Source organism: Corynebacterium sp. H130, from assembly GCF_037572395.1.
GTDB lineage: Bacteria > Actinomycetota > Actinomycetes > Mycobacteriales > Mycobacteriaceae > Corynebacterium.
Genome location: NZ_JBBHLA010000001.1, coordinates 18,714 through 45,060 on the forward strand (window position 1 = coordinate 18,714; position 26,347 = coordinate 45,060).

Genomic DNA, 26,347 nt, shown 5'->3' on the forward strand with positions numbered 1-26,347 from the left:
GTGACGATATTCATAACCGCATAGATAGGACACGATTCGTGACCAAACCCGCTCGCCGAGACGGCACACCGGACAAGAAAAGGCAGCCCCGAAAGGGCACTAGTTCATCTCGCCCGCGCCGTGGCGAAAACCAAACCCGTGAGACCGCTGCCAGCATCTATGTCTCCAAGGCAAAGCCTGCCCGCCACCAGCACGTGGCCCCAACTCACACCTTTGAACCTCATGAAGAGGGCGACGGCATCCGCCTGCAGAAGGTGCTCGCTCAGGCTGGCGTAGCATCGCGCCGCATGGCGGAAAAGCTGATCGACCAAGGTCGCGTCGAGGTTAACGGCAAGATCGTCATGACGCAGGGCATGCGCATCAACCCCGACACCGCCATCGTGCGCGTCGACGGCGTGCGCATCCGCATCAACGAGGACCTGCAGTACTTCGCGCTGAACAAGCCATTCGGCGTGCAGTCCACCATGCACGATGACATGGGCCGACCATGCATCGGCGACATCGTCGGAGAAAAGCTCGACGCTGGTCAGCGCCTCTTCCACGTTGGTCGCCTCGACGCCAACACCGAAGGCCTCATCCTGCTCACCAACGACGGCGAGCTGGCCAACCGCCTCATGCACCCGTCCTACGAGGTCAACAAGACCTACCTGGCCACCGTCGTGGGCGAGATGAAGCCTGCGGACATCCGCGCGCTCAAAAACGGCATCGAGCTTGACGACGGCCCAGCTAAGGCCGACAATGCCCAGATCATCGAAGTGTGGCAGGGAAAGACTATCGTGCGTGTTGACCTGCACGAAGGCCGCAAACACATCGTTCGTCGTCTGCTCAAGGCCGCTGGTTTCCCAGTCGAGCGCCTGGTTCGCACCAAGATCCATACCGTCCAGCTCGGCGAGCAAACCCCAGGCGCTGTTCGCGCACTCAATGACGCCGAATTGGCTTCCCTGTACAAGGCGGTGGAAATGTGATGATCTCCAACATGCCTAATGACGGCCTCATCATCGCCGTCGACGGTCCTTCCGGAGCCGGAAAGTCCACCGCATGTCGCGCTGTGGCTAATCAGCTGGACGCGAAGTACCTGGATACTGGCGCAATGTACCGTGTGGCTACGCTGCACGTGCTGCGCAAGGGCATCGACCCGGCTGATGAGCAGGCTGTGGTCGAAGCGACCGCGTCGCTGCCGATGCAGGTCAACGACGATCCTGCGTCCACCGAGGTGCTGCTTGCTGGTGAAGACGTCTCCCGTGAGATTCGTGGCCCTGAGGTAACCAAGAACGTCTCCCAGGTTTCGGCGTACCCGCAGGTGCGCGAAAACCTAGTCGCTCTGCAGCGTGTCCTCGCCTCCGAGGCACACCGCTGCATCGTGGATGGCCGTGACATCGGTACCACCGTTTTGGTGAACGCTCCGGTGAAGATCTTCCTCACCGCCTCCGCCGAGGTCCGCGCGCGTCGTCGCTACAACCAGGACATTGCTGCCGGTCGCTCCGTGGAGTTCGAAGCCGTCCTTGCCGACGTCCAGCGCCGCGACGAACTCGATTCCAACCGTGCGGTCTCGCCACTGCGCCCCGCAGACGATGCCACCATCGTCGACACCTCTGACATGACTTTTGACCAGGTGGTTGACTCCCTCATTGAGCTTGCTCGAGTCTCCGCCGAAGCCGCAAAGAAAGGGGCATAAGTTGAGCTCCAAAGAACGTGACGCACACGAAGAGCAGGAAACCACCTTTGTTTTCCACACCCAGGGCGGCGAGATCAACGCCGATCGCGCCTACTCTGACGACCTCGAAGTAGCACCGGGTGGCGGCTACGCCTCCTCCGACTTCGATGCCTCTGACTTCAACTTTGACTTCGGCAACGATGACTTTGACGACTCCGAATTCGGTGACGCCGACTTCGGCGAAGACTATGATGCTGAATCCGAAGAGGACTGGGAAGCCATCGAGCGTGAGTTCGGTGTGGGCCCAACCTTTGAAGAGGAAAATCTGTGCACCGTTGCTATCGTTGGTCGGCCAAACGTCGGTAAGTCCTCGCTGACGAATCGCTTCTTGAGCCGTCGTGAAGCAGTGGTGGAGGACCACCCGGGCGTGACCCGCGACCGCATCTCCTACCTCGCCGACTGGAACGGGCGTCGATTCTGGGTTCAGGACACCGGTGGCTGGGATCCAGACGCGAAGGGCATCCACGCTGCGATTGCGCGCCAGGCGGAGACCGCAATGGCGACCGCTGATGTGATCATCATGGTCGTTGACTCCAAGGTGGGCATCACCGAAACTGACTCGGTTATGGCCCGCAACCTGCAGCGCTCCGAAGTGCCAGTGGTGCTCGTAGCCAACAAGTGTGACTCCGACGCCATGCTCGCCGATGTGGCTGAATTCTGGGCGCTCGGCCTGGGGGAGCCATACCCAGTGTCCGCTCAGCACGGCCGTGGCGGCGCTGACGTCCTCGACCGCGTACTCGACCTTTTCCCAGAGGAGCCACGCCACCCATCGATCGTTCAGGGACCACGTCGTGTGGCACTGGTCGGCAAACCTAACGTTGGCAAGTCCTCTCTGCTCAACAAAATCTCGGGCGAAGAGCGCTCCGTGGTCGACAACGTCGCCGGTACCACCGTTGATCCTGTCGACTCGCTCGTGCAGCTGGACCAGAAACTGTGGAAGTTCATCGACACCGCTGGCCTGCGTAAGAAAGTAAAGACGGCCCAGGGGCACGAGTACTACGCATCTCTGCGCACCCGCAGCGTTATCGACGCAGCGGAAGTATGCATCATGCTTATCGACGCCAGCGAGCCAATTTCCGAGCAGGATCAGCGCGTCCTCGGCATGATTATCGAATCCGGCCGCGCGCTGGTTATCGCGTTCAACAAGTGGGACTTGGTGGACGAGGATCGCCGTGAGCTGCTTGATCGAGAAATCGAACTGCAGCTGGCCCACATCCCGTGGGTTAAGCGAGTCAATATTTCTGCTGCCACGGGTCGCGCGCTGCAAAAGCTTGAGCCGGCGATGATCGAGGCACTGGAAGCATGGGATAAGCGCATCACCACTGGCCAGCTCAACAACTGGCTGCGCGCAGTGATTGCTCAGAATCCACCACCGATGCAGGGTGGCCGACTGCCTCGCGTGCTGTTTGCGACGCAGGCGTCGACACGCCCGCCGGTGATCGTGCTGTTCACGACGGGCTTCCTCGATGCCGGCTACCGCCGCTACCTCGAGCGCAAATTCCGTGAGTCCTTCGGATTCGAAGGCTCGCCGGTGAAAATTGCCGTGCGCGTGCGTGAAAAGCGAGTGCGAAAGTAACTTCGCTTACTTCTTGGCCCTCTTCATCACAAGGTCATCCTTGATATCAGGATCCTTGATGCGGAGGGTCTTCTTGTTGTCGAAGCTGTAAGGGAAGGTCTCATCAGCAAAGCTGATCGTCTTCGCCTTGCGGTCGACAGTGCAGTCAACAGTGGAGCTGTCGGTGCGCCCCTTCGAGGTCTCAGCCGTCATGGAGATGACACAGGAGTCCTTCTTCACCTCGAGGGTGAACTCCTTCATCTTGGCTTCCTTCATCTGCTCGGAATCCGTGACTTCCCACTTGCCGTCGATTTTTCCGGAGCCACAAGCGGTGAGGGAGAGGGCTGAAACGGTGATGACGCTTGCCATTGCGACTTTCTTGAACAATTCATTCCCTTTTCTTTTGAATGACTTTGATAGCCCTTAAAAGTTATCTGCCTATGAATAGTTTGTCCATTGCAAAAGGGGACTTGGGGGCGATTTGTTTTCATTCAAAGTCAAGTGTTTTTCCTGGATTTTGCGTGCATGCGTGATCAATTTGAGACTTTCGATCTTTTTGGGGCTAGGATTGTCCAAAGTTGCTGAAGTTTTCAATGTTTCACGTGAAACGCCTGGTGAGAGCGGGTTTTGGGTGGTCAAGGCTACGGCATTGACTCTCTTTGGTTTGGGTCAAAGATCACGGAAACATAAAGAAATTTCGGTGAATTGTTAACGATTTCGTAACCTCATCGATTCAATAGATGTAAGTAGCGCGGGAGTTGAACAATCCCGCATGAAGCAAGACTATGAAGACAGGTAAGAATGAACGCAGTTTCCACGAACTCGGCACGAGGCACTTCTGTAATGAAGCGCGCCTTTGGCGCACTTGGTCTCGTTGCTGTATCCGTGACCGCTGCCGGCTGCGCTGTGAGCTACGCCGACACCCTCACTCCAAGCCAGCACCGTTCCACACCATCTATCTTCAGCTCTCTGGCCGGCGTCACCACCTCTGATGTCACCTCGGCTTTCCCATCTACGACTTCCGCACAGGTCATGGATGTCACCGCTCAAGCGAGCGTCGACGGCGTTGTGTCCGGCGACCTTTCTCGCCTGAGCCGGGACGCGGCTTGGTCCCTGACCTTGGGTGAGAGCATCGAGGGCAAGCGGCTTGGCCCGTTGTTCGGTTCCGAGGAAGCGCAGCCACTCCAGGTCGGCAACACCATGATCGTCGGTCTTCGTAGCTCCGTGCTCAATCGTGCGGGCACCGCCGCCTTTTCCATGCAGGACGGTTCCTTGCTGTGGCAGGACCCATCCCTGGAATGTCAGGCAGTTGACCTTGGCGGCGCCTTGCCTTGCCGTCAGAACTCCGGCCAGTGGGCACCGTTCAACCCAGCAGCTGCCGCTTTCGGTGAGGCGATCAACCCAGGGTTCGCTCCTGAGGCCTTTGGTTTTGCCGGCGGCGTGCTGTACTCCGCACGCACGAACGGCGCGGGCATGATTGAGGTGGCAGCTGGAACCGTCGCCGAGCCTGCAAAGCTGTGGACTATTGCCGTGCCACGCGCTACCGAAGCTATGGTTCCGGGGCAGGGCGCTCGCATCACCGTTGCGGATACTGTTCGCGTCGTCATGGGGGCCGCTGAAATCGAGCTCACGAAGGCTGGCGTGCCACTTGCAGCTGAGGCTACACTCGCCTCTCCTGAGGATGGCTCGAAGATCATCGACATCGCCCAGACCATTGGTGACGTACGTGTCGATAACTCTGTCGATGACCGCATCAGTTCTGGCACGTGGAGCATTCCATCCCGTGTGGTTTCTGAGGGCACCGCGACTGACGGCAAGAACCTCACCTTCGTTGCCGGTGATGAGGCTGACGGGACGAACGTGATTCGTACGATTTCCCTCGCCGATGGCCACACCGTTTCCGAGCACGGCATCGTTGCTGGAGCGCAGCAGCCTCGCGACCTGAAGAGCGCCGCCCATGGCATCTTCGCCTACGACACGCAGTTCTCCCGCATCGCTTACTACCCGGCGGGCTAACGCTCGTAACGAAAAGCGTCGGTCCGGTACGGCAGCTTGATGAGCTGTTCCGGTTCGAACCCAAGGTGTTCGTAGAGATACCAGGTCAGGTTAGAAGTCATCTTCTGCCTGACCTTTTCGCCATTTCGGAGCCAGTACGCGCGCGTGGCCATAAGTCGGAACAGGTCCTTAGCCTGCAGTTCCTGCTCCCAATCGAGTCTCAGCTCCTTCGTCAGCTTCCAAGGCGCAGCCACTTCCGGGTAGAACCCCGGCTTCTGCACGTCACCCGCGTGCATAATTCGAGTCAGACGATGCACCCATGGCTCACGGACATCGAGCGTGTTCCACACCAGCATCAGTGGGCCACCTGGCTTGGTGATTCGAGCCATCTCCGCGCTGGCCAGCGCAGGATCCACCCAATGCCACGTCTGCGCGCTTGCGACCGCTGCCACTGAGTTTTCAGGCAGGGCTGTGGCTTCTGCCGTTGCTTGCCACGCGGGCACGCTTATCGACGAGCGAAGCTGAGACAACATGTCCTGGCTTGGATCCAGCGCTAACTTTTCGCCGGGAAGTAATTCAGTGAGCTTCCCGGTGCCTGCACCAACGTCAAGGATGGGGCCTTTGGGGCGTTTTTCCAAGAGATCAAGCACTGCGTCGGGGTAGCCAGGGCGAATGTCGGCGTAGGTGTTCGCCCCTTGTTGGAAGGCATTTGCCGAATGTAGTCGGCTTTGTGTAGATGCGAACTTTGGGTTATCGCGGTTAGAAGTGGGTGGCGTCGAGGTCATTTCTTCGCTTCGAAGGCAGTGCCAATACTGATGCCGAGAGCAAGTCCAATACTCAGCCACAGGGCAAGGTCGTCGGTTACGAAGCCCACGGTAACGCCGAGCATCATGCCAACCGCGGTGCCGATGGCGATACCATTCTCCTTCTTCATACCAACGAGCATAGTCATCTTTTAGGGGGTTCGAACAGATGGGGGTAGCTGTAAATTCCTTCTACCAGCACTGTTCGAATGTGGTGGGTGAGGTGTCTGTGTGGTGTTCTATTGTTCCGGTCATGAGCACACGTGAACGCATTGAATTGGAGCTTGAGCAGGTTGTTGCTGCCCAACGGGCCGTTTTGCGTTCGCTGGACGGAGCTCTATTGTCCGACACGGAAGCCCGCGGGATTCTAAAGCAATTGGCGGACCTTAGTCGACTTGTCGAGGTGGCAACAGTCCGGGCCACAGCGATGGTGGAACCGCTGGAGGGGCGAACTGCCAAGACACAGCTCGCCCACGAAATGCGCGTCAGTAGGAAGTACCTGCATGACTCACTCAAAGTCGCTGCAGAGACCACTCCAACAGCTCCTGGCTTGGAATGCCCCGAGGGACGACCTCCTCGGATGTCACAGGTCGCTGCGGCTATGGAAGAAGGACATTGTGGGATCGATGCTGCTGTTGTCATTTCCCGCATTCTGGAGCAAATTCCAATGGATGCGCCTAAGGAGGCGCGGGATTACGCCGAACGCACACTTGCGGAACTCTCGCAGGTACTTGGTCCGGATGACTTGAAGCTGGCCGGACGAAAGATCCTCCAAGGCCTCAACGCTGAGTCTGCTCCGACAGACGCAGACAGGCAACGCCGCCGTGGAATCAGGCTGAGCAACCAAGGTGAAGACCTCATGGCAACCCTCACCGGAAGCGTCACACCGGAACTGCACGCTTTGCTGTCCAGATTGTTTGCGGACTATGCCGGCCCTGGAGACCTGCTTCCGGAAGAAGAGAAGGCAGGCGATCGTCGGGGAGCAGCGCAGCGACGCCACGATGCGCTCGTAGCAGCTCTCAAGACAGCCATGGGGGAGGGCGGGGGAATGCAACCAACGCGAGGATGCGCGACCGTGGTTGCGACGATGCCCCTGGAACAGCTGCAACAAGCTGCGGGCGCTGTGACTACGGACGTCGGTACTTTGCTGCCGATCCGCGACCTCCTACGGTTGGGAGCAACCCGCAATGCCTTCCTCGCAATCTTGGACAAAGACACCGGAAACCTGATTGAACTTGGCAAAACAAAGCGATGTGGCGACCTATTTGCCTACCTGGGAGCGGTAGCAGCGCAAGGCGGAGATATGACCCCTGGATCTGACATCCCAGCTGCCTGGTGCGAATTGCACCACGTGCTGCCCTGGAAATATGGGGGACGAACAACCGGCTTTAACCTTGCGCTCGTATCTCCGAAAAATCACGGACTGTTCGATGATGATCACGAAGATCCGGACAAATACTGGACGTATTGCACCAGAACCGGACACATGCTGTGGAAACCACCCAAACAAATGGATCCAGAGCGAAGACCCCGGGCCAATTTCAATCCAGCCCTGTGGTTTACGCCTGGTCAAATGCTGAAATTCGGAATGTATCGAGAAACCAAAACCCCGCCGTTCCAATACGGAACATAGCGGGGTGGGTGAGCAGTGCGCCCAGATGTCGGGCTGACCGGATTTGAACCGACGACCCCTTGACCCCCAGTCAAGTGCGCTACCAAACTGCGCCACAGCCCGTTTTGCTCCGTCAAGGCAACGGAACATCAAGCAGATTACATCACTGTCACTAAGGAGAAAGTAATCAGTCCCACTTAGGGCGCGGTGGCACCCAGTTCTGCAGGGAAACAAGCAGCTCTGTTGGGTTTTCTGCGACGATGAGTGAATCCACAAAAGTCGAAGAAATGAACCCTTGTTCACTCATCCGGTTCAGCATCTCTATCAGTGGCGCCCAGAAATCCCGCCCGTAGAGGGCAACTGGCTTGTGGTGGATGGCGAGCATTTGCCATACCCACGCCTCAAACAGTTCCTCGAGGGTGCCCGCGCCACCGGGGAGTGCGACGAAGGCGTCGCCAAGCTCTGCCATACGGGCCTTACGCTCGTGCATGGTGGAGACGACCTCGAGGTGCTGGACTCCTGGATGGGCGAGTTCTTTGTCGGCGAGGCCTTGCGGGATAATCCCGGAGACCTCGCCACCATGCGCCAACACAGCATCGGCGATGGTGCCCATGAGGCCGACTTTTCCGCCGCCGTAGGCGAGCTTGATACCGTTTGCTGCAAGTTCCGTTCCGAGTGCGGTGGCGGCGCTGGCGAAGGCTGGGGAGTTGCCCAAAGCTGAGCCGCAGAACACAGTCACTGCTGAAATTGGAGCTGGCAGCTGAGGGAAGACTTGTTCAGCCAGCAGTGGTGCCAGCGGGACGGACGGGTTTTGTGGGGAAACCCAGGCGATTTCCTCGATTTCCGCAGCCGGAACTGGTGTTTCCAAAGTGACACCTGTGAATACTTCAGCGGTCACACTGGCGCCGGCCTCGTTGGCTGCGGCTGCGGTGAAGTTGCCGAAAGAAGTCACTGCAGACAGGTGAATTCCCAGCTCTTCTTGCACTTCGCGGATGGCTGCGTCTGCGAAGGACTCGCCAGGTTCAGGTTTGCCACCGGGGAACATGAACAGGGAGGTGCCCCGCTTGCGGACAGTGAGGACTTGCCCAATGGCGTCGCGAAGCACGACGGCGGAAACATTAATGTTCTGCATGGTAAACCCACTTCCCATCGATGCGGACGAAACTAGAATGTTCGCGCTGGCTACCGCGCTGGCCGTCGATCCGGTAGAACGCCTCAAAGTCGACCTTTCCCGTGCTGTCGAGCGGTCCACCGCCACTCGTGGAGATGACCTCCAGCCGGTAAAACTCGAGCGGAATGTCGAAACCCAGCTGGGTCGGGCGAGTGTCTGGGTGCCAAGTGTCCAGCAAGTAGGCCTCGTCGTGCGTCACGAAAGCGCTGTAGCGCGAACGCATCAGCGTCTCGGCCGTAGGCGCCGGCTGGCCACGGTGGTAGCGGGCGCAGCACTCTCCGTAGGTCAAACCGGTGCCACAGGGACAGCGGGAATCGTCAGTGATCACTTGATCTCGTCCGTGATCTGCGCGCCCAACAGCTTCTCGACGCCACCGCCGGTCACCGCAGCAGCGAGGGTACGACGCTCCTCGTCGGAAAGATCGCCAATGAGAGCCACAGTGCGGGTGATGGCGTCGCCGTCGAGGGTGACGGTGACGTGGACGTCGTCAAGCGTGCGAATGCGCTGCTCGTTGGCTGTGGCGCGAACGGCAGTGTTGGTGTCTGCTGCGAGTGCGGACAGCATGAGCGACAACGGGGAGATGTCCATGTCTTTGCCACCGCCGGAGCGAGGCAGGTCGGTGAACATTTCGCGTCCGCCGGAACGGACGACGGCGCTCATCTTGGTGGACTGGGTCGACCGGGCTTCAGCCTGGTTTTCTGGCACCTCATTCGCGGTAACCGCAGGCAGGTACTTCTCGAACCAGGAGTAGATGACGCTGGCGGCGTACTGGGCTGCGCCTTCGCGAGTCATGAGGTGATCGACCTTGTCCAGCGAGACGAGGGACTTCGGGTAGCGGGCGACAAGGTAGATCTTCTGCGCCGAATCGATCCCCACCGTCTGGTCAATTGGGGAATGCAGGATCAGCAGTGGCTTGCGAAGCAGACCGATGTAAGCCTCAGGGTTGATCTCGGCCAGGTCTTCCAGGTAGTCGCGGGAAATGGTGAGCTCGCGGCCACCGAGGGTGACGGGCACGGCGCCGGTTTCGTCGACTTCACCGATCTTGTCCGCAAAGTGCAGCACAGAGTGAGCGGGGTCGAACGGGGCGCCCATCGTTGCGACAGCCTTGATAGACGGCATGTCCTTTGCAGCACGGATCGCCACTGCGCCACCTAGCGAATGGCCGATGAGCAGGGAAGGGGCCTCGTAATTCTCAGCGAGCCAGGTCGCGGCGCCCTGCAGGTCAGCGACGTTCATGCTGAAGGAGGAGTGAGCGAAGTCGCCCTCGGACTGGCCCAAGCCCGGGTAGTCGAATCGCAGGCATGCGATTCCGTGCTCAGCGAGCCACTTGCAGGTTCGGGCAGCAGCTGGCGTAAATCGGCTACCGGCGAAGCAGTGAGAAAACAGCGCCCACGCGCGTGGCTCCGTCTCTGGCATGTCGATTGTTCCCGCCAGCTGGTAGCCGGCACTGCTTGGGAAAGTAACACTGATGGAGTGCACTAATTATCTTCCTCGTTGTGGGGGTAAATGGGGGCAATGACAGCAATCCTAATCAATGTTCATTCAGGACGTTAAAGTGGGAGGAATAGGCAGCAGGAAAGAAGGACATCCCATGGATTGGTTGTGGAAAGCACTTGGCGGAAAGTCTGGGCGGAACCAGAAGCGTAGTCAGGCGATCGTCGATCAGGCACAGGCCGCGTCAACGGAACTTGAGCAGCTCAGTGACGCAGAACTCGCGCAACGTGCTCGTGATATCACCGCTGGTGGCGAGCTGAAAAACCATGCCGAATTCCTCGCGATCTTAGGAATCGCTACGAAACGAACCCTCGGGATTGAGCCCTTTGCCGTGCAGTCCCAGGCGACGCTCCGCCTGCTCGAAGGCGACGTGGTCCACATGGCCACCGGCGAAGGAAAAACCCTGGTCGGCGCCATGGCTGCAACCGGTTTCGCACTCATGGGCAAGCGAGTGCACGCCATCACCGTGAATGACTACCTCGCGCACCGCGATGCGGAATGGAACCGCCCACTTGTTGAGTTCTTCGGTCTGACGGTCGCCAGCATCACGGAGCCGATGGACGCTGCTGCGCGTCGTGAAGCATATGCGTGCGACATTGTTTACGGCCCGGTGAACGAAATCGGCTTCGACGTCCTGCGCGACCAGCTCATCACCTCCCGTGACCAGGCCGTGCAACACGGTGCGGACGTCGCGATCGTTGACGAGGCGGACTCCGTGCTTGTCGACGAAGCGTTGGTGCCACTCGTCTTGGCGGGCGCGGAGCCGGGAAGTGCGCCTACGGGACACATCACGCAGGTTGTGCGCACGCTGGAAGAAAAGCGGGACTTCACCATCGATGCCGATGGTCGGAATGCCTTCCTCACTGATGAAGGTGCGCGTCGGGTGGAAAAGGCGCTCGGAATTGATTCGCTCTTTGATGACGAGCATGTCGGTACCACTCTTGTGCAGGTCAACCTTGCGCTGCATGCCCGTGCGCTGCTGATTCGCGATGTCCACTACATCGTGCGCGATGGAAAAGTGCAGCTCATCGATGCTTCGAAGGGCCGTGTCGCGGACCTGCAGCGTTGGCCCGACGGTATTCAGGCTGCTGTTGAGGCTAAGGAAGGCCTCGCGGTCACGGATGGCGGTCGCATTCTTGATTCGATCACGCTGCAGGCACTTATGGGTCGCTACCCACTGGTGTGTGGCATGACGGGTACTGCCGTCGAGGCCACCGATCAGCTGCGTCAGTTCTACAACCTGCGTGTCTCCGTGATCGAACGCAACCGTGAACTGCAGCGTTTCGACGAAGCTGACCGGATTTTTGCCACCGTTCAGGACAAGCAGCAGGCAATTGTTGCCGAGATTGCTGCATTGCATCAAACGGGCCGCCCGGTGCTCGTGGGAACGCATGACGTAGCGGAATCTGAAGCCCTCGCCGAGGCGTTGGATGATTTGGGCATTGTCACCAGTGTGCTTAACGCCAAGAATGACGCCGAAGAGGCCAAGATCATCGCCGAAGCCGGTGACATCGGCCGAGTGACCGTCTCGACGCAGATGGCAGGTCGAGGCACCGATATTCGCCTCGGCGGCGCAGATGAAAAAGACCGCGATCAGGTGGTTTCCTTGGGCGGTTTGGCCGTCATCGGCACGGGACGCCACAAGTCATCCCGCCTGGATAATCAGCTGCGTGGCCGTGCCGGACGACAGGGAGATCCTGGCACCTCGGTATTCTTCGTCTCCCTTGAGGACGACGTGGTGACCTCGGGAGGGGAAGGGGAGAATCACACTTTCACTCCGGATAGCACCGGCCTCATTGATTCCAAACGCGCCCAGCAATTCATTGATCATTGCCAGCGCGTAACCGAGGGGCAGTTGCTCGAAATTCACGCCCAAACCTGGAAATACAACAAGCTCATTTCCGATCAGCGCGTGATCATCGACGAACGTCGCAGCACTCTCCTCGACACCCCTCGCGCCTGGGAAGAACTGAGCCAACGCAGCCCCGAGCGTGCCGAAACGCTGCAACACCTCCCTCAGCACGTCCTTGAGCAAGCTGCCCGCGACATTATGCTTTTCCACCTAGACCGCGGCTGGAGTGACCACCTCGCGTTGCTCGACGACGTCCGCGAATCCATCCACCTGCGCGCCATCGCCCGCGAAACCCCAATCGACGAGTTCCATCGGATCGCCGTCACCGAATTCAAAACCCTGGCCCAAGAGGCGGTTGACCAGGCAGTCACCACTTTTGACTCCGTGCTTATCGACGAGCAGGGCGCGCATCTCGAGGATGCGGGACTTGCCCGACCATCGGCTACCTGGACGTACATGGTGGGAGACAATCCGCTTGCGGAGTCAGGCAATTCGTTGATCAATGGCATCGGCGCAATGTTCCGATAAGCAGGAATTATTCGATTCGTTAAGCAAAACAGACACCAACACCTGCACCCGGTGTAGCAGTAGGCGCTATGATGGAGCCATTACTTACAAGGTGTACTTCGCAACCTGGAGGTTTAGAAACAATGAGTGATAACACCGGTATTCCTGACGCACAAGTCGAGACCACCTCTGTATTCCGTGCTGACCTGCTGAAGGAAATGGAATCCGGCGCTGGCTCCACTTCTCAGGTTGCGGGCAATGACAACCTGCCTGCCGGTGCTGGCCTCCTGGTAGTCAAGCGTGGCCCAAACGCTGGCTCCCGCTTCTTGCTGGACCAGGAGACCACCACCGCGGGCCGTCACCCAGAGTCTGACATCTTCCTGGACGATGTCACCGTTTCTCGTCGCCACGCAGAGTTCCGCATGAACGACGGCGAATTTGAGGTCGTTGACGTCGGATCCCTCAACGGCACCTACGTTAACCGCGAGCCAAAGAACTCCCAGATCCTCTCCACTGGCGACGAGGTTCAGATCGGCAAGTTCCGCCTGGTATTCTTGGCTGGCCCAAAGGCCTAAGCCTTGTTTGGCTCTTAGGCGCACCTGACACAGATCGGTGCGCCTAAGCGCTATTTTTCCCTGTCCGAAACGACCACAAAGTGAAGTGAAGCGTGAGCGCGGTACCATCCTCTGCTGCTAAGGCCCCTCGTATTTCTGCGCCGAAAAAGCAGAAGGCCCCAAAGACCATGTCTATTGGCGTGGTGTTGGATCGGTTGCAGCAGGAATTCGATGACATCACCGTTTCCAAGATTCGATTCCTCGAGTCCGAAGGCCTGGTGTCGCCACAGCGTACCGCCTCTGGCTATCGTCGTTTCACGGAAGCCGACGTTGAGCGGCTCCGTTACATTCTCATCACGCAGCGGGATAACTACCTGCCACTGAAGGTGATTCGTGAGCAGCTTGAGGCCATGGATTCCGGTGCTGTTACGACCTTGCTGTCTGCAAAAGAAGCAAGCCCAATCATCAGCCCGGAAAATTTCCGTGCACCTAGCGCTACTCGTCTCACCAGCATGGATGTCGCCGAGGCAGCGGGCGTGGCAGAGGAGACCGTTGCTCTCCTCGCCTCGGCTGGATTGATCCATTCCGACCGCTCCGGTTTCTTCACTGCCGACGACGTTCGCGTCGTCTCTACCTGTGTTGCGCTTGAGGAATTCGGTTTCGATATTCGCCAGCTGCGTTCGCTGCGTAATACGGCGCTGCGCCAGGCTGATTTGATTGCGCAGGTTGCGGGGCCTGTGGCGAAGTCGAAGAGCGACACCGCACGCGAGCGAGCTACCGAAATGTCGCAGCAGATGACGGCTTTGGTGGTCTCTCTCCACGCCTCGTTGGTCAAGTCTGCACTTCGCGATCAGCTGGGCTAGCACTATGGGTTTCGTTGCAGTTGACTACTACGGGGTAACACCAATTGGGCCCGAGATGTTCCCTTGTGTGTTGCTGCGCTGGGCGGAACGCGGTCGGGTCCTGCCGATTTGGGTCACTGCATCATCCGCAGATGAACTGGATGTCCGCGATGCCGGCCTCACCCCACGACGACCAACGTCCCATGATCTGTTGGTGTCCGCGTACGAAGGTCTTGGTGGGGTCCAAGAAATTCGAATCGTCAGCCATTATCGTGGCGTATTCATTGCCTCGCTCGTGCTTGGAAGCGGGGAAGAAGTCGATGCCCGCGCTAGCGACGCGATGATCATCGCGCGCATTGCCGACATCCCGATCCTCGTTGATGAAGACATTCTCAATGAGAGCACTCTTTTTGTCTCCGCGCCCGATCTTGCACGGTACTTCGACATTGTCGTCGATGATATCCCTGAGCAGTCAGAATCAGCATCGGGCGATGATCAGGCGGATGCTGATTTCGAAGAATTGATGCGCAGTCTCGGCGTCTCCGAGGACGACCTGCGCGGTCGTGACTAAAGTATTTTAATGACACGCGTGTGACTAAAGGTGACAAAGTGACGCATTAAGCCTAAACTCTAAACTTGAGGTTGAAGTTTAGGGCGTGTCGCGTGGTGAACACTTGACGATGGATTAACCTTGCTTGAAGATAAGGGGTATCCGCGCCTTGCCAAAAATTACAAGGGAGAAATTACGTGAACTACCACAGCGACGACATGGAAGACCGTGGCGTACAAGGCTCACTGTTCGATGTAGGGCCAGATCAAGAAGTCGGCTACCGCGTGCCTATCGCCTGCCAGGTAGCGGGCATTACCTACCGACAGCTGGACTACTGGGCTCGTACCAAGCTGGTCACCCCATCGATTCGTAATGCACACGGTTCCGGCTCGCAGCGACTGTACTCCTTCAAGGACATCCTGGTGCTCAAGATCGTGAAGGGGCTCCTTGATACCGGCATTTCCCTGCAGAATATCCGCTTAGCCGTCGATAAGCTGCGTGATCTGGGTGTGGACGACCTCGCCAATATCACCCTCGTTTCCGATGGCACCACCGTGTACGAGTGCCGTTCCAGCGAAGAAGTAATCGACCTCCTTGCCGGCGGCCAGGGCGTGTTCGGCATTGCAGTTCCAGGCATTATGCGTGAGCTGACGGGTACGATTTCCGCATTCCCATCTGAGCGCATCGACGAGGACAACGAGATTGTCGCTGATGAACTTGCGGCTCGTCGCCGTCGTCGCATCGTAGGCTAGGCCACTTAAATAAACGCCCTGCTGCTATCGACTTCTCCCCGGTAGCAGCAGGGCGTTTTTTGTCTTAGAGTCCCAGAGCTTTATCGATTGCGGTGTCGAGCTCAGCATCGGTCTTCGCCGAACGAACGCTTCCGCCATTATTCTTCGCCCACTCGGACAGCTCGGCATCGTCAACGCCCAGGTTAACGATGTGGAGACTGACCTTGGACCGGTCAACGCCCTGCAAAGCTGCAGCGAGCTTGCCCTGGCTACCGGCATCTGCGGTGCCAGCAGTCACCAGCACAACCTTCACAGGCTTATTGTTCGAAGCGGCGACTTCTTGTGCGTGGTTGAGCGCTGCGACGACTGCTTCGTGCGTGTATGGACTGCCTCCAGTTCCGAAGCGGGTCACTGCAGTCGCTGCGTTCGCCCCATTGGACGCATCAGTTAGTGGCACATTTGGTCTCCACCCCGAAGCAACTCCCGCACTGAGCGGGGAGGAGTAGTTCCACAGGCCAACAGTGAAGTTTGCTGCGCCGAGGCGAGTGATCCGTTCCGCCAGGCTGGCAGAAACAGCAGGGTACTGCGGAGCCATCTGATCAGAAGTATCGAGCACGACCAGCGTGTCGCTCTTTTTCGGTGCTGCCTGCGGTGCCTGCGCCTCCGCAGCCGGGAGTGGAGCTGCCTTGACTGCTTGGTCGACGGCCTGAGCTGCGGGGCCCTCCAACTTGGTTGTCTTGGAAGCTGCGAATTCGAGGAAAGCTGCGGCAGCTCGGGATTGTTCCTCGGACACGCCTTCAGACGTAGCAATGGCCATTGCGCGGGTAGGCAGTTGCAGAAGTGAAGGCTGCTGCGGAACGACGAAGGTGTACCCATTGGGCACTTCGCTGGAGGCGGTGACAAACGCCTTCTTCTCAGCGACAGCCTTGTCCCGCGGAATGGTGGTGGCAGGGCTCGTGTTCATTGCCTGCTTCGCGATTGTCCCAGACAGCGCGTCGTCGTTGATGAAAGCGACGTCGGAAACGGTGGCCCAGTCACCAAAGTCAGCAGGGTTCTTCTCCTGCGGAACAGCGATACCGATTTCGCTCAACCCCACAATCGGCCACTGCGAGGTTGCCGCCGATTTCTTGGCTCCTTGCAGCGCCTTCTTGGTAGCTTGGTCGCCACTTTCCGTGTACACCAAGGCAGCCTTCTTCACGTCAGCGTCGGTGAACTCACTTACGCAGTAGTCCTTAATCACGGGCTTGGTCTGTAGGTACTCTTCCTGCAAAGACTTCAGTGAGCCAGCGCCGCCGATCAAAGCAGTAGGGACTGTGATCGTGCCGGCAGGGCAGTTGCCTGCCGTTGTGTGAGACTCGGAATTGCGATCGCGGAGCATCAGCCAACCAACGAGCAACGCAAGGACAACGACGGCAGCGATCACCGCGTAGATCAGTTCCTTGGCTATTCCGGAATTGCTGCGCTCGGCACGATGGCGACCCATAGTTCCTAACTCCTGAATTCTGTGTTGAAAGTCCTCAAGGCTTGAATCAAATCTTGCCTTAAAACGCTGCCCCGGTCGGCAAAGACTCGCTGTCGAGACACATATTCTGCTTTCCCCTCAGGGGTTTCGACCGCAACAATCCCCAATCCGAGGCTAGTGCAGTCATAGGCGGAGGCTTCCATATCGAGCTGCCGAATGTCACGGGCGAGCTCGAACGTGTCGAGCCACACCGTGCCAGGAATGAGTGGACCGAGCTTGTAGGCCCACTTGTACAGGTCCATTCCTGCGTGGAGACAACCACGTTGATCACACGTCAACTGGTCATCCCTGGTCAAGACCCGGAAATTGAGTGGCCGAGCAGGTTCGGTGAAGAATCGAAACGCATCGAAATGCGTGCACCGGATGTGATGGCTCTCAACCACCTTTGCGGTTCCCTCCGGCCCCAATCGCAACGGGAGCTCGTGTCGGGGTTGGTCGGTGCGGTACACCATGGCCCATTCGTGCAGGCCAAAGCAATCAAAATGCGCAGGATTCCTCTCAGTGCGGGTGAGCAGCTCAAGGACGTAGTCCAGCGCCTCGCCGCGTCGCTGCGCAAGGCCCTGCCCGTCGAGCGTGACTGCTGGCCCCTCTGGGGTGTCAATGACGACGTAGTCTCGCCACTGAAGGTGAGGTGGGGCTTGGTCGTCGAAAAGCAGCGCCTTTCCGACGCCCGGGTGCCAGCGCGCCAGGATCGCTGGCTTGACGGGGTAGTAGTTGAACAAAAAGTCCCAGACCGGGTGCGTTTTGCCTGCTTTGCGACGCCAAAGGTGCTCACTCGTAAGATCGTTGGCGCGCTCCTCGTGGGCGTGCTGAAGAGGTAGCCACTGCTCAGGACGGAGAATTTCAAGCATTCTTGTGCGTCCAGTCCCTGACTGTTCCGACGTATTCCTCGATCAAGTCCTCCAGCGTGATCAGGCCAATGAGCTGGCCGTTTTCTCGGACCTGGGCCATGTGTGCCCTGCGTTTGCGCATGGTGGCCATGGCTTGGTCGAGGGTCGCTCCCGCTTCGAGAGTGGTGAGTGGGCGCAAGCTGGAACGCGGAACAATCTGTTCGCGTTCGCCGGCTTCATCACCGAGGCGATCGAGGATGTCCTTGATGTGGATGTATCCGACGGGGTTCCCGCCCTTTGCCAAGACTGGGAAACGGGAGAAGCCGGTGGTGTTCACTGCATCCATCAGCGCGCCGAGGGACGGGCCTGTAGTGCCAAACTGCAGGCACTTGGCGGCGTCCATCGGGATGACGACTTCCTTGATGTTGCGTGCATCGGATCGCAAAGCCTTTGACAGACGGGCGGATTCCTCCGCATCCAGAAGGCCTTCGGAGCGAGACTCCCGAATCATAGAGGCCAGCTGCTGCTGATTGACCGTGGAATCGAGTTCGTCCCGCTGCTCAATGCCGAACATCCGCAGAGTCAGGCGAGCCATCTCGTTCATGCCGAGCAGCAACGGCCTGGTGATCTTCACAAACAGCATATGCGCTGGCACGAGCATCATTGCCACTGATTCCGGGCCTGCGATGGCGATGTTCTTCGGCACCATCTCGCCGAAAAGGATGTGGAGAATGGTCACAATGGCCAGGGAGATGGCGAAGGATACTGGGTGGAGCAGACCGTCGGGAAGTCCGGCGGCGTGGAATGGCACCTCAATCAGGTGCGCGATGGCGGGCTCACCGACCTTGCCCAAGATCAGCGAGGCAACGGTGATGCCGAATTGGGCTCCAGCGAGCATCATCGAAAGATCTTCTGAGGCGGCGAGCACCTGGCGGGCGCGTGACTTGCCCTGCGCGACGAGCGCCTCGAGGCGATCCCTGCGGGACGTGATCAACGAAAACTCTGCGCCGACGAAGAAAGCATTGAGCGCCAACAAACCTATGGTCAGCGCGATGGCAGATCCAAAACTCATTGCTGCAACTCCTCTGCCTGCTCATTACTCACGGGCTGTAGCGTCACGCGATCCACACGGCGACCATCCATTGCGGTGACCAACGCGGTCCAGCGACCACGAATACCCGATTCAAACTCATTGAAGGAGTCATTTTCTGCGTCAGGCAACACAAGGAGGTCTCCTTCTTCGGGGATTCGTCCCAGCACCGCCATGATGAGACCGCCGAGCGTTTCGTAGGAACCTTCCGGAGGGTAGTAGCCGATCGTTTCCGGCAGGTCATCAACGCGGGCAAGGCCAGCGACAGTCCAGGCCGCGCCGTCACGAATAAAGTCACGCTCTGCGTCAGCATCGTCGTATTCGTCGTACACTTCGCCGAGGATCTCCTCAACAACATCCTCGATCGTCACCAGACCCGCGGTGCCACCGTATTCATCCGCGACGAGCACCACCTGGGAGCCTGCCGAGCGCACGGCCTCCAGGACTGCGTCACCGTCGAGGCTGGCGGGGATCACGGGGATGGGGCGGGCAATAGCACGCAGCGATACCGATGCTCGCTTCTCGACGGGCACAGCAAAAGCATTCTTCACGTGGACAACGCCGATGGTGTTGTCCAGGTCGCCGTCGATGATCGGGAAGCGGGAATGGCCTGTTTCCCGAGCGAGTTCGAGCAAATCAGAGACGGAATCGTCGACGCTGAGGGCCTCAATTGTTGAGCGTGGCGTCATGAAGTCTTCCGCGCTGGATTCGCCGAATTCGAGGGAATTCGTGACCAACCGAGCTTTGGCGTCGTCGAATTCGCCGTGTTCTGCGGAGGTGCGCACGAGAGACTGAAGTTCCTCTGCGGAGCGTGCGGAGGCCAGTTCGTCCGCGGGCTCAATACCAAACTTGCGTAGCACGGCATTTGCTGAGGAGTTCAGGCCGATGATGAACCACTTGAACACCATGTTGAAGGCGTGCACTGGTCTGGTGGCAAAGCGCGCTGCGCTGAGTGGTCGGGTGATGGCGTAGTTTTTGGGAACGAGTTCGCCGTAGACCATCGACAGCAACGTGGCCACGATCATGGCGATGATCAGCGCAGTTGCCGTGGAAGCTGATTCGCTGAGCCCCACCATTTTGAGCACAGGCGTGAAGTATCCGGCCAGGATCGGTTCAGCGAGAAAACCCGTGGCCAGGGTAGTGATCGTGATGCCAAGCTGGGCGCCGGAGAGGACAAAGGAGAGTTGGTTGTGATCGCGTTGCACTGCGCGGGCGCGGGAATCGCCCTTTTCACGAACGTGTTCTTCAACCGTTGATTTCTCTAGGCCACTGAGTGCGAATTCAATGGCCACGAACAATCCGGTTGCTGCGGTGAGAGCGATAAAACCTAGGAGGGAAGCGATGCTTATGAGTATGTCCATGAGGGGTGTGGGCAGTTAGCTCTGTTTTCTTCGTCTGGAGTTGGTTCGGGAACCCCGTGGTCGGGCAATAGGTTCGGACTTCTTGGTGCGCCGACGGCCACCAGTTGCCGGCGCAGCCTTCTTAGCCTGTGGTTGGCCTGGAGCAGGAAGTGGGGTGCCCTTTGGCTTGCGGGCACCAGTGATGCGGGTGAGTTCACCTGGTCGGGCGAGCACGTCGATCTCCGGTGCGTCGACGCCAGCCTTATGACACAGCTTCTCCACTTCCTCCCGTTGGTCCTGCATAACCAACGTCACGACGGCGCCAGAAGTTCCCGCGCGTGCCGTACGCCCGGAACGATGCAGATAAGCCTTGTGCTCGGCAGGGGGATCGATATGAACCACGAGCGACACTCCGGAAATGTCAATGCCACGCGCAGCGATATCGGTTGCCACCAACACCGGCACGTCGCCGGAGGTAAAGCCGTCAATGGCGGTGGTGCGAGTGGTTTGTCCCTTGTCGCCGTGAATGCCCAACGCATTGATGCCGACACGACGTAGCTTCTTCACCTGACGATCCACACCGTGCTTCGTGCGCATGAACATGATGGTCTTACCTTCACGAGCCGCAATCTTCAGCACGATGTCATTGCGCTGGTCACGGTCGCCACACAGCAAGCGGTAGTGCGTCATGGTGTCAACGGATGCCTCAACTGGCGCCGTCGAGTGCGTCACTGGGTCGTGCATGTACCGCTGCACAAGCTTATCGACGTCCCCATCAAGCGTTGCCGAGAACAGCAGGCGCTGGCCGTCGTTTGGAGTCAGGTCCAGGAGCTTTCGCACTTGTGGGAGAAAGCCCATGTCGGCCATGTGGTCAGCTTCGTCGATCGCGGTGATGCGGACATCGTCGAGGAAGAGCTGCTTTTGGTTGACCAGGTCCTGGGCGCGGCCTGGGGTTGCGACGAGAATGTCCACCGGACGCACCAACGCCTGGATGTTTCGACTGATTGCGACGCCGCCTACGACGTCGATAATGCGCAGGCCAGCAGCCGTGCACAGTGGTTCGAGCCGCTGCCTGATCTGCGCGGCCAGCTCGCGGGTGGGCGCCAGAATGAGCCCACGTGGATGCTTCGGCGTGGACGCCCCATCCTTGGTGAGCCGATCGATCATGGGCAAGCCGAAGGTGAAGGTCTTGCCAGAGCCTGTTGGGCCGCGACCCAGGACATCCCGACCGGACAGGGCATCGGGGATGGCAGCTTCCTGGATCGGAAACGGCTCGGTGATGCCTTGGCGGGTGAGCTCGTGGACTACGGAGACGGGAAGTCCCAGGTCAGAAAAGGTACTCAAGAAGTCCTAGGCCTCGATTTCGGTGCGATCGGCGCTCCACTGGGTGTGGAACTTGCCTGGCTTGTCGGTGCGCTCATAGGTGTGTGCACCGAAGAAGTCGCGCTGGCCCTGGATCAAGGCAGCTGGCAGGCGTTCCGCACGAAGGGAATCGTAGTAAGACAGGGAAGAGGAGAACACTGGGATCGGCAGGCCGAGCTGGGTAGCCAGCACGACGATGCGACGCCAAGAATCGACCAGCTTTGCCATCTCACCATTGAAGTATGGGTCGAGCAGCAAGGATTCGACATCAGGGTTCGTGTCGTAGGCTTCCTTGATGCGGTTGAGGAACTGGGCGCGGATGATGCAGCCGCCACGCCAGATGGTGGCGAGGTCGCGAGGATCAACATCCCAGCCGTTTTCTTGGGAGCCCGCCTTGATCTCATCGAAGCCCTGGGCGTAGGCAACCAGCTTGGAGGCGTACAGTGCGCGTCGAACATCCTCAACGAACTGGGTCTTGTCCACGCCGAGTGCATCGAGGGTGGTCAGCTCGCCGGTTGGAAGATTGCCGATGGTGGCTGCGCGCTGAGAACGAGCGCCAGACAGTGCGCGGGCGAAAACAGCTTCGCCGATGCCGGTGGTGGCAATGCCGAGGTCAAGCGCAGCCTTGACGGTCCAGCGGCCAGTGCCCTTCTGTCCAGCGGCGTCAACGATGACGTCGATGAGTGGCTTGCCCGTTTCCGCATCAACCTGAGACAGAACTTCCGCGGTGATCTCCACGAGGTAGGAGTCCAGGTCGCCGGTGTTCCATTCCTTGAACACCTCTGCGATCTCAGCAGGTTCCATGCCAGCTGCGTAGCGCAGGAGGTGGTAGGCCTCGCCGATGACCTGCATGTCGGCGTATTCGATGCCGTTGTGGACCATCTTGACAAAGTGGCCGGCGCCATCTGAGCCGATGTGGGTGCAGCAAGGGGTGCCATCAACCACAGCAGCGATGGATTCGAGCAGTGGGCCGAGGGATTCGTAGGACTCCTTTGGGCCACCAGGCATGATCGCAGGTCCGTTGAGCGCGCCTTCTTCGCCACCGGAGATGCCAGCGCCCACAAAGTGAAGGCCCTTGGCAGAGATTTCCTTCTCGCGACGAACAGTGTCGGTGTACAGCGCGTTGCCACCGTCGATGATGATGTCGCCTGGCTCCATCAAATCAGCAAGCTGATTAATCACAGCGTCGGTTGCGGGACCTGCCTGAACCATGATGATCGCGCGACGTGGGCGCTCCAGAGAAGCGACAAACTCTTCCATGGTCTTCGCAGGAATGAAGTTTCCGTCCGTGCCGTGTTCGTGCATGAGAACGGCGGTCTTTTCGTAGGTGCGGTTGAACACCGCAACCGTGTGGCCACGGGAAGCAAAGTTACGTGCCAAGTTAGAGCCCATTACGGCCAAACCGACAACACCGATGTGTGCGAGGGCATTGTTCTCAGTCATGGTTCACATCGTACCTGCTTCCCGCGCTGCAACTTCAGTCACGGAGTCTAAAATGAGATGTCATGGAGATCCTGCCCCTTTTTATCGCAGCCAAGGACCGCTTCCTCACCGATGACGAACTCGCCGAACTCAACGCCGCGGATCGCGGTTTTTCCAATCACATTGGTCTACGTTTTACTCAGGTAAGCGCCAAGAAAGTACGCGCTGAAATTCCAGTGACGCAGGAGTTGCTGCAAGTGTCGGGGCTGGTCAACGGTGGCGTGTACTGCGCAATTGCGGAAACTCTGGGATCTGTCGCCGGGATGTGTGCGTCCGCGGGGGCTCCGGTTGTCGGGCTGTCCAACAGCACCAACTTCCTGGCGTCCTGTGGCTCCGGAGTGATTGAAGCGGAGGCGACCACCATTCATGCTGGGCGCAGCACGCAGGCCTTTGAAATTCGTTGCTACCACCGGGACAAACTGCTCTCGACCACCGTCTTAAGGACGATGGTGCTCGCAGCGTAAGCTGTGGCTATGCGAACCTGGAAAGAGATTGTTGCTGCCAACCCGGATCACTCCGAAAACTACGCGCAGCGCTGGAAGAACTTTGTCGCCGAAGGTAAGGACATCAACGGCGAGGCCCGTTTCATTGATGCGTTAGCGCCCCGAAATGCCCGGATTCTCGACGCAGGCTGCGGTACCGGTCGTGTGGGCGGAGTGCTCGCTGAACGTGGCCATGTGGTCACTGGCGTGGATATTGATGACACGCTGATCAGCCACGCCCAGGCCGACTACCCAGGATGCACGTGGAAGGTTGGCGACCTAGCAGCAGGTGAACTTCCCGAAGGGCCCTACGACGTCATTTTCTCCGCCGGAAACGTCATGACCTTCCTAGCACCAGCGGGCCGTCTCCCTGCACTCCAAGCCTTTGCCCGCGAGCTTGCCGACGGCGGACGCCTCGTCATCGGTTTTGGCACCGACCGCGGCTACCACTACCGCCAATTCCTCAGTGACTGCCAGGAAGCGGGACTGCAAGAAAGCCTGCTCCTGTCCACCTGGGATATGAAGCCGTTTACCGCTAAGTCAGGCTTCATCGTCGCGATCCTTGAGCGCGCGAAGCCAGACACCGTGGTCGACGGGTCCGTGCCCGGATCCAACTTCAAGCTGATCGGCTGAGCGCAGGGCGTCGTGTAGCCAGAGCGTCGCCCATTCCAAAGCCGCAGCGGGCTCTCCGGACTTTGCAAATCGAGTTGCGAGCGCGGCGCTGAGGGAACACCCGGTGCCGTGCGTGTTCTTCGTGTCTAGGCGTGGGGTTGAGGTATGGGAGAGGATTCCGGAGGCGTCGACAAGCCAGTTGCCCGCTTCCGCGCCGGACAAGTGCCCGCCCTTGACCACGACCATGGTGTCATGTTCGCCAGCAAACTTTTGAGCTGCTGTGAGGGCGGCGTCGGCATCGGGAATCTCGGAGCCGGTGAGTACCGCGAGTTCGGGCCGATTTGGGGTAATGATGTCGGCCCGCTGCGCGAGGTTTCGGAGGGAGTTTTCTGCGGCGCTATCAAGGAGGCGGTCGCCAGAACTAGCGATCATCACGGGGTCCAGGATGACGGGGGCGTCGATGTTGGCGAGCCAGGTGGCGACGGCCTCGATGATGTCTGAATTGCCTAGCATGCCGATTTTGATGGCATCGATCTGGACGTCGTCGGAGACAGCCTTGAGTTGTTCGGTGAGGAATTCGATTGGTGGGATGTGCACGCTCCGTACGCCGTGGGTGTTTTGGGCGACGAGGGCGGTGATGACGCCCATGCCGTAGCCTCCAGCAGCCAAAATGGATTTCAGGTCGGCGTGGAGTCCGGCGCCTCCGGTTGGGTCGGTGCCAGCGATGGAAAGGACTCGGGGAATGGGGCGTGGTGTGATCATGCCTCAAGGTTAGGCCACTTTCATACGAAAAAAGCCAGCATTGCCCGAAGTGGACAACACTGGCTTAAATACTGGCCGATTAGCCTTCCAGCATGTTGCGTGCCTTACGCTGCTGGTCGGTGACCGTCATCTGCCAACGCTTAGGGGACAGCACGTTCAGGCCCCAAGCCCATGCAGCGGTCCAGCGGTTGCGGTAGCCAACCAGGAACATGATGTGGACTGCGAGCCACATGATCCAACCGATCAGACCGGTGAACTCGAGCTTGCCCATCTTCACTACTGCGGAGTAGCGAGAAACGGTAGCCATGGAGCCCTTGTCGAAGTACTCGAACTTTGGACGCTCGGTGTTTGGGCGACCGGCGAGTTCGTGAATGATCTGCTCAGCAGCGTATTCGCCACCCTGCATTGCCACCTGAGCAACGCCCGGGAGGTTCTCGTAGTTGGCCATATCGCCGACGAGGAAGACGTTCTTGTACTCGCCAACAGTGAGGTCATCGCCCACGATGGCGCGTCCTGCACGGTCGACCTCAGTTCCAGCCTGGTCGGCGATCATCTTCGCCAGTGGGGAAGCAGAAACGCCTGCGGACCAGATCTTGCAGAACGATGGGATGGAGGTGACGGAGTCATCCTTCATGTTCTTAACAGTGACTGCTTCCTCGTTCACATCGGTGACGATGGAGTTCAGCATGACCTTGACGCCAAGCTTTTCGAGGCGACGCTGCGCATTGCGGCCGAGGCGCTTGCCAAATGGAGGCAGGACCTGTGGGGCGCCGTCGAGGAGCAGGATCTTGGCGTCGGAAGGATCGATGTTGCGGTACTGGCTCTTCAGCGTGCGGTTTGCCATCTCGGCGACCTGGCCGGCGAGCTCAACACCGGTTGGGCCAGCACCAACGATGGTGAAGGTCATGTAGCGCTCGCGCTTAACTGGATCCTGGGTCATGTCGGCGCGTTCGAAAGCTTCCATGATGCGGGCGCGGATCTCGAGAGCATCGTCGATGTCCTTCATGCCCGGCGCGAACTCTGCGAAGTGATCGTTGCCGAAGTAGGACTGGCCTGCACCTGCAGCGACGATGAGGGAGTCGTAAGCAAAGACCTTGGTGTTGTTGCCCAGCTGGGTGGTGACGGTCTGTGCCTTGATGTCGATGCCGGTGACGCGTGCCTTCACGACGTAAGCGTTGTCCTGGTCTGCCAGGATCTGACGGGTTGCTGGTGCAATTTCGCCGGAGGCCAGCAGGCCGGTTGCTACCTGGTACAGCAGTGGCTGGAAGAGGTGGTGGTTGGTGCGGTCGATGAGGGTGACGTCGACATCCGCCTTCTTCAGACGCTGGGTGGCAAACAGGCCGCCGAAGCCGGAGCCGATTACGACGACGTGGTGGCGTCCTTCAGAAGGGCGAAATGGCTTCTCAGTCATAAGGATCTAAGCTCCTGATAAATGGGGGTATGTAATGGGGTTAGGGCTCCCATTCTAGACGGTGGTTTGATCCT

General features: G+C 59.0%; 25 protein-coding genes, 1 tRNA gene and 1 pseudogene. 12 read left to right on the forward strand and 15 right to left on the reverse strand.

Features of this window, described 5'->3' with window-relative positions:
- The first annotated feature begins 155 nt into the window (after window positions 1–155).
- The 3 genes from WG939_RS00100 to der are packed head-to-tail and all read left to right on the forward strand — an operon-like array spanning window position 156 to window position 3,290.
- Complete coding sequence (locus WG939_RS00100; protein ID WP_445227858.1) at window positions 156–965, forward strand: pseudouridine synthase; 810 nt, start codon at window positions 156–158, stop codon at window positions 963–965.
- Entirely contained in the window at window positions 965–1,675 is a 711-nt protein-coding gene (gene cmk / locus WG939_RS00105; RefSeq protein ID WP_339982564.1) for a (d)CMP kinase, read from the forward strand. The genes WG939_RS00100 and cmk overlap by 1 nt, the downstream gene beginning before the upstream one ends.
- A gap of 1 nt (window position 1,676) precedes the next feature.
- Window positions 1,677–3,290: a ribosome biogenesis GTPase Der gene (der, locus tag WG939_RS00110; protein ID WP_339981430.1), complete on the forward strand. Its 1,614-nt coding sequence runs from the start codon at window positions 1,677–1,679 to the stop codon at window positions 3,288–3,290.
- A 6-nt stretch (window positions 3,291–3,296) separates the two neighbouring features.
- Here der and WG939_RS00115 read toward each other — a convergent pair whose 3' ends face one another.
- On the reverse strand, window positions 3,297–3,656 hold the full coding sequence (locus WG939_RS00115) for a hypothetical protein (protein WP_339981432.1): 360 nt from the start codon (window positions 3,654–3,656) through the stop codon (window positions 3,297–3,299).
- Window positions 3,657–4,112: 456 nt separating this feature from the next.
- Between WG939_RS00115 and WG939_RS00120 the strand changes: the two genes are divergently transcribed.
- Window positions 4,113–5,285, forward strand: coding sequence for a hypothetical protein (locus WG939_RS00120; protein ID WP_339981434.1), 1,173 nt, complete (start codon window positions 4,113–4,115; stop codon window positions 5,283–5,285).
- Here the strand turns inward: WG939_RS00120 and WG939_RS00125 are convergent.
- Together WG939_RS00125 and WG939_RS00130 are read right to left on the reverse strand one after the other, a co-directional pair.
- The gene (locus tag WG939_RS00125; protein WP_339981435.1) at window positions 5,282–6,049 is read right to left on the reverse strand and encodes a class I SAM-dependent methyltransferase; all 768 of its coding nucleotides are present in this window, start codon (window positions 6,047–6,049) and stop codon (window positions 5,282–5,284) included. The two genes, WG939_RS00120 and WG939_RS00125, sit on opposite strands and share 4 nt — an antisense overlap.
- On the reverse strand, window positions 6,046–6,198 hold the full coding sequence (locus WG939_RS00130; RefSeq protein WP_339981437.1) for a hypothetical protein: 153 nt from the start codon (window positions 6,196–6,198) through the stop codon (window positions 6,046–6,048). Before WG939_RS00130 ends, WG939_RS00125 begins: the two co-directional genes overlap by 4 nt.
- A gap of 122 nt (window positions 6,199–6,320) precedes the next feature.
- Between WG939_RS00130 and WG939_RS00135 the strand changes: the two genes are divergently transcribed.
- Window positions 6,321–7,700, forward strand: coding sequence for an HNH endonuclease signature motif containing protein (locus WG939_RS00135; protein WP_339981439.1), 1,380 nt, complete (start codon window positions 6,321–6,323; stop codon window positions 7,698–7,700).
- Window positions 7,701–7,728: 28 nt separating this feature from the next.
- Here the strand turns inward: WG939_RS00135 and WG939_RS00140 are convergent.
- From WG939_RS00140 to WG939_RS00155, 4 genes are all read right to left on the reverse strand, one after another.
- Window positions 7,729–7,802: transfer RNA gene (locus tag WG939_RS00140), tRNA-Pro, on the reverse strand.
- Window positions 7,803–7,866: 64 nt separating this feature from the next.
- Window positions 7,867–8,811: a TIGR00730 family Rossman fold protein gene (locus tag WG939_RS00145; RefSeq protein ID WP_339981440.1), complete on the reverse strand. Its 945-nt coding sequence runs from the start codon at window positions 8,809–8,811 to the stop codon at window positions 7,867–7,869.
- Entirely contained in the window at window positions 8,798–9,178 is a 381-nt protein-coding gene (locus WG939_RS00150) for a YchJ family protein (protein WP_339981442.1), read from the reverse strand. The genes WG939_RS00145 and WG939_RS00150 overlap by 14 nt, the downstream gene beginning before the upstream one ends.
- Window positions 9,175–10,329 (reverse strand): bifunctional alpha/beta hydrolase/OsmC family protein, encoded by a 1,155-nt coding sequence (locus tag WG939_RS00155; protein WP_339981444.1) that lies wholly within the window; start codon window positions 10,327–10,329, stop codon window positions 9,175–9,177. Before WG939_RS00155 ends, WG939_RS00150 begins: the two co-directional genes overlap by 4 nt.
- 112 nt (window positions 10,330–10,441) lie before the next feature.
- Here WG939_RS00155 and secA2 point away from each other — a divergent pair, with 112 nt between their 5' ends.
- From secA2 to WG939_RS00180, 5 genes are all read left to right on the forward strand, one after another.
- Entirely contained in the window at window positions 10,442–12,724 is a 2,283-nt protein-coding gene (secA2, locus tag WG939_RS00160; protein WP_339981446.1) for an accessory Sec system translocase SecA2, read from the forward strand.
- Window positions 12,725–12,846: 122 nt separating this feature from the next.
- Window positions 12,847–13,278 carry an oxoglutarate dehydrogenase inhibitor Odhl gene (gene odhI, locus WG939_RS00165; protein WP_339981447.1) on the forward strand — a complete coding sequence of 144 codons (432 nt, stop codon included), beginning with the start codon at window positions 12,847–12,849 and terminating at the stop codon, window positions 13,276–13,278.
- Window positions 13,279–13,370: 92 nt separating this feature from the next.
- On the forward strand, window positions 13,371–14,120 hold the full coding sequence (gene ftsR, locus WG939_RS00170; protein WP_445227839.1) for a transcriptional regulator FtsR: 750 nt from the start codon (window positions 13,371–13,373) through the stop codon (window positions 14,118–14,120).
- 4 nt (window positions 14,121–14,124) lie between these two features.
- On the forward strand, window positions 14,125–14,670 hold the full coding sequence (locus tag WG939_RS00175; protein WP_339981449.1) for a bifunctional nuclease family protein: 546 nt from the start codon (window positions 14,125–14,127) through the stop codon (window positions 14,668–14,670).
- 197 nt (window positions 14,671–14,867) lie between these two features.
- Window positions 14,868–15,401 (forward strand): MerR family transcriptional regulator, encoded by a 534-nt coding sequence (locus WG939_RS00180; RefSeq protein WP_339982570.1) that lies wholly within the window; start codon window positions 14,868–14,870, stop codon window positions 15,399–15,401.
- A 64-nt stretch (window positions 15,402–15,465) separates the two neighbouring features.
- Here WG939_RS00180 and WG939_RS00185 read toward each other — a convergent pair whose 3' ends face one another.
- The 6 genes from WG939_RS00185 to gndA are packed head-to-tail and all read right to left on the reverse strand — an operon-like array spanning window position 15,466 to window position 22,967.
- Complete coding sequence (locus WG939_RS00185) at window positions 15,466–16,863, reverse strand: vWA domain-containing protein (protein WP_339981450.1); 1,398 nt, start codon at window positions 16,861–16,863, stop codon at window positions 15,466–15,468.
- Between the two features lie 5 nt (window positions 16,864–16,868).
- Window positions 16,869–17,753 carry a 3-methyladenine DNA glycosylase gene (locus WG939_RS00190; RefSeq protein ID WP_339981452.1) on the reverse strand — a complete coding sequence of 295 codons (885 nt, stop codon included), beginning with the start codon at window positions 17,751–17,753 and terminating at the stop codon, window positions 16,869–16,871.
- The gene (locus WG939_RS00195) at window positions 17,746–18,804 is read right to left on the reverse strand and encodes a hemolysin family protein (protein WP_339981453.1); all 1,059 of its coding nucleotides are present in this window, start codon (window positions 18,802–18,804) and stop codon (window positions 17,746–17,748) included. Before WG939_RS00195 ends, WG939_RS00190 begins: the two co-directional genes overlap by 8 nt.
- The gene (locus WG939_RS00200) at window positions 18,801–20,183 is read right to left on the reverse strand and encodes a hemolysin family protein (protein WP_339981454.1); all 1,383 of its coding nucleotides are present in this window, start codon (window positions 20,181–20,183) and stop codon (window positions 18,801–18,803) included. Before WG939_RS00200 ends, WG939_RS00195 begins: the two co-directional genes overlap by 4 nt.
- A gap of 15 nt (window positions 20,184–20,198) precedes the next feature.
- On the reverse strand, window positions 20,199–21,506 hold the full coding sequence (locus WG939_RS00205) for a DEAD/DEAH box helicase (RefSeq protein ID WP_339981455.1): 1,308 nt from the start codon (window positions 21,504–21,506) through the stop codon (window positions 20,199–20,201).
- A 6-nt stretch (window positions 21,507–21,512) separates the two neighbouring features.
- A complete protein-coding gene (gene gndA, locus WG939_RS00210; protein ID WP_339981456.1) occupies window positions 21,513–22,967 on the reverse strand; it encodes an NADP-dependent phosphogluconate dehydrogenase in 1,455 nt (484 codons plus the stop codon).
- A 62-nt stretch (window positions 22,968–23,029) separates the two neighbouring features.
- On the opposite strand from gndA, the gene WG939_RS00215 reads away from it, so the two are divergent.
- A complete protein-coding gene (locus WG939_RS00215; RefSeq protein ID WP_339981457.1) occupies window positions 23,030–23,470 on the forward strand; it encodes a PaaI family thioesterase in 441 nt (146 codons plus the stop codon).
- A gap of 9 nt (window positions 23,471–23,479) precedes the next feature.
- Window positions 23,480–24,121, forward strand: coding sequence for a class I SAM-dependent methyltransferase (locus WG939_RS00220; protein ID WP_339981458.1), 642 nt, complete (start codon window positions 23,480–23,482; stop codon window positions 24,119–24,121).
- On the opposite strand, the pseudogene thiD reads toward WG939_RS00220, so the two are convergent.
- Both thiD and WG939_RS00230 read right to left on the reverse strand, forming a co-directional pair.
- A pseudogene (gene thiD / locus WG939_RS00225) lies at window positions 24,071–24,862 on the reverse strand (bifunctional hydroxymethylpyrimidine kinase/phosphomethylpyrimidine kinase); the annotation flags it as partial. The gene WG939_RS00220 and the pseudogene thiD sit on opposite strands and share 51 nt — an antisense overlap.
- A 79-nt stretch (window positions 24,863–24,941) precedes the next feature.
- Window positions 24,942–26,273 (reverse strand): NAD(P)/FAD-dependent oxidoreductase, encoded by a 1,332-nt coding sequence (locus WG939_RS00230; RefSeq protein WP_339981459.1) that lies wholly within the window; start codon window positions 26,271–26,273, stop codon window positions 24,942–24,944.
- Window positions 26,274–26,347: the final 74 nt, after the last annotated feature.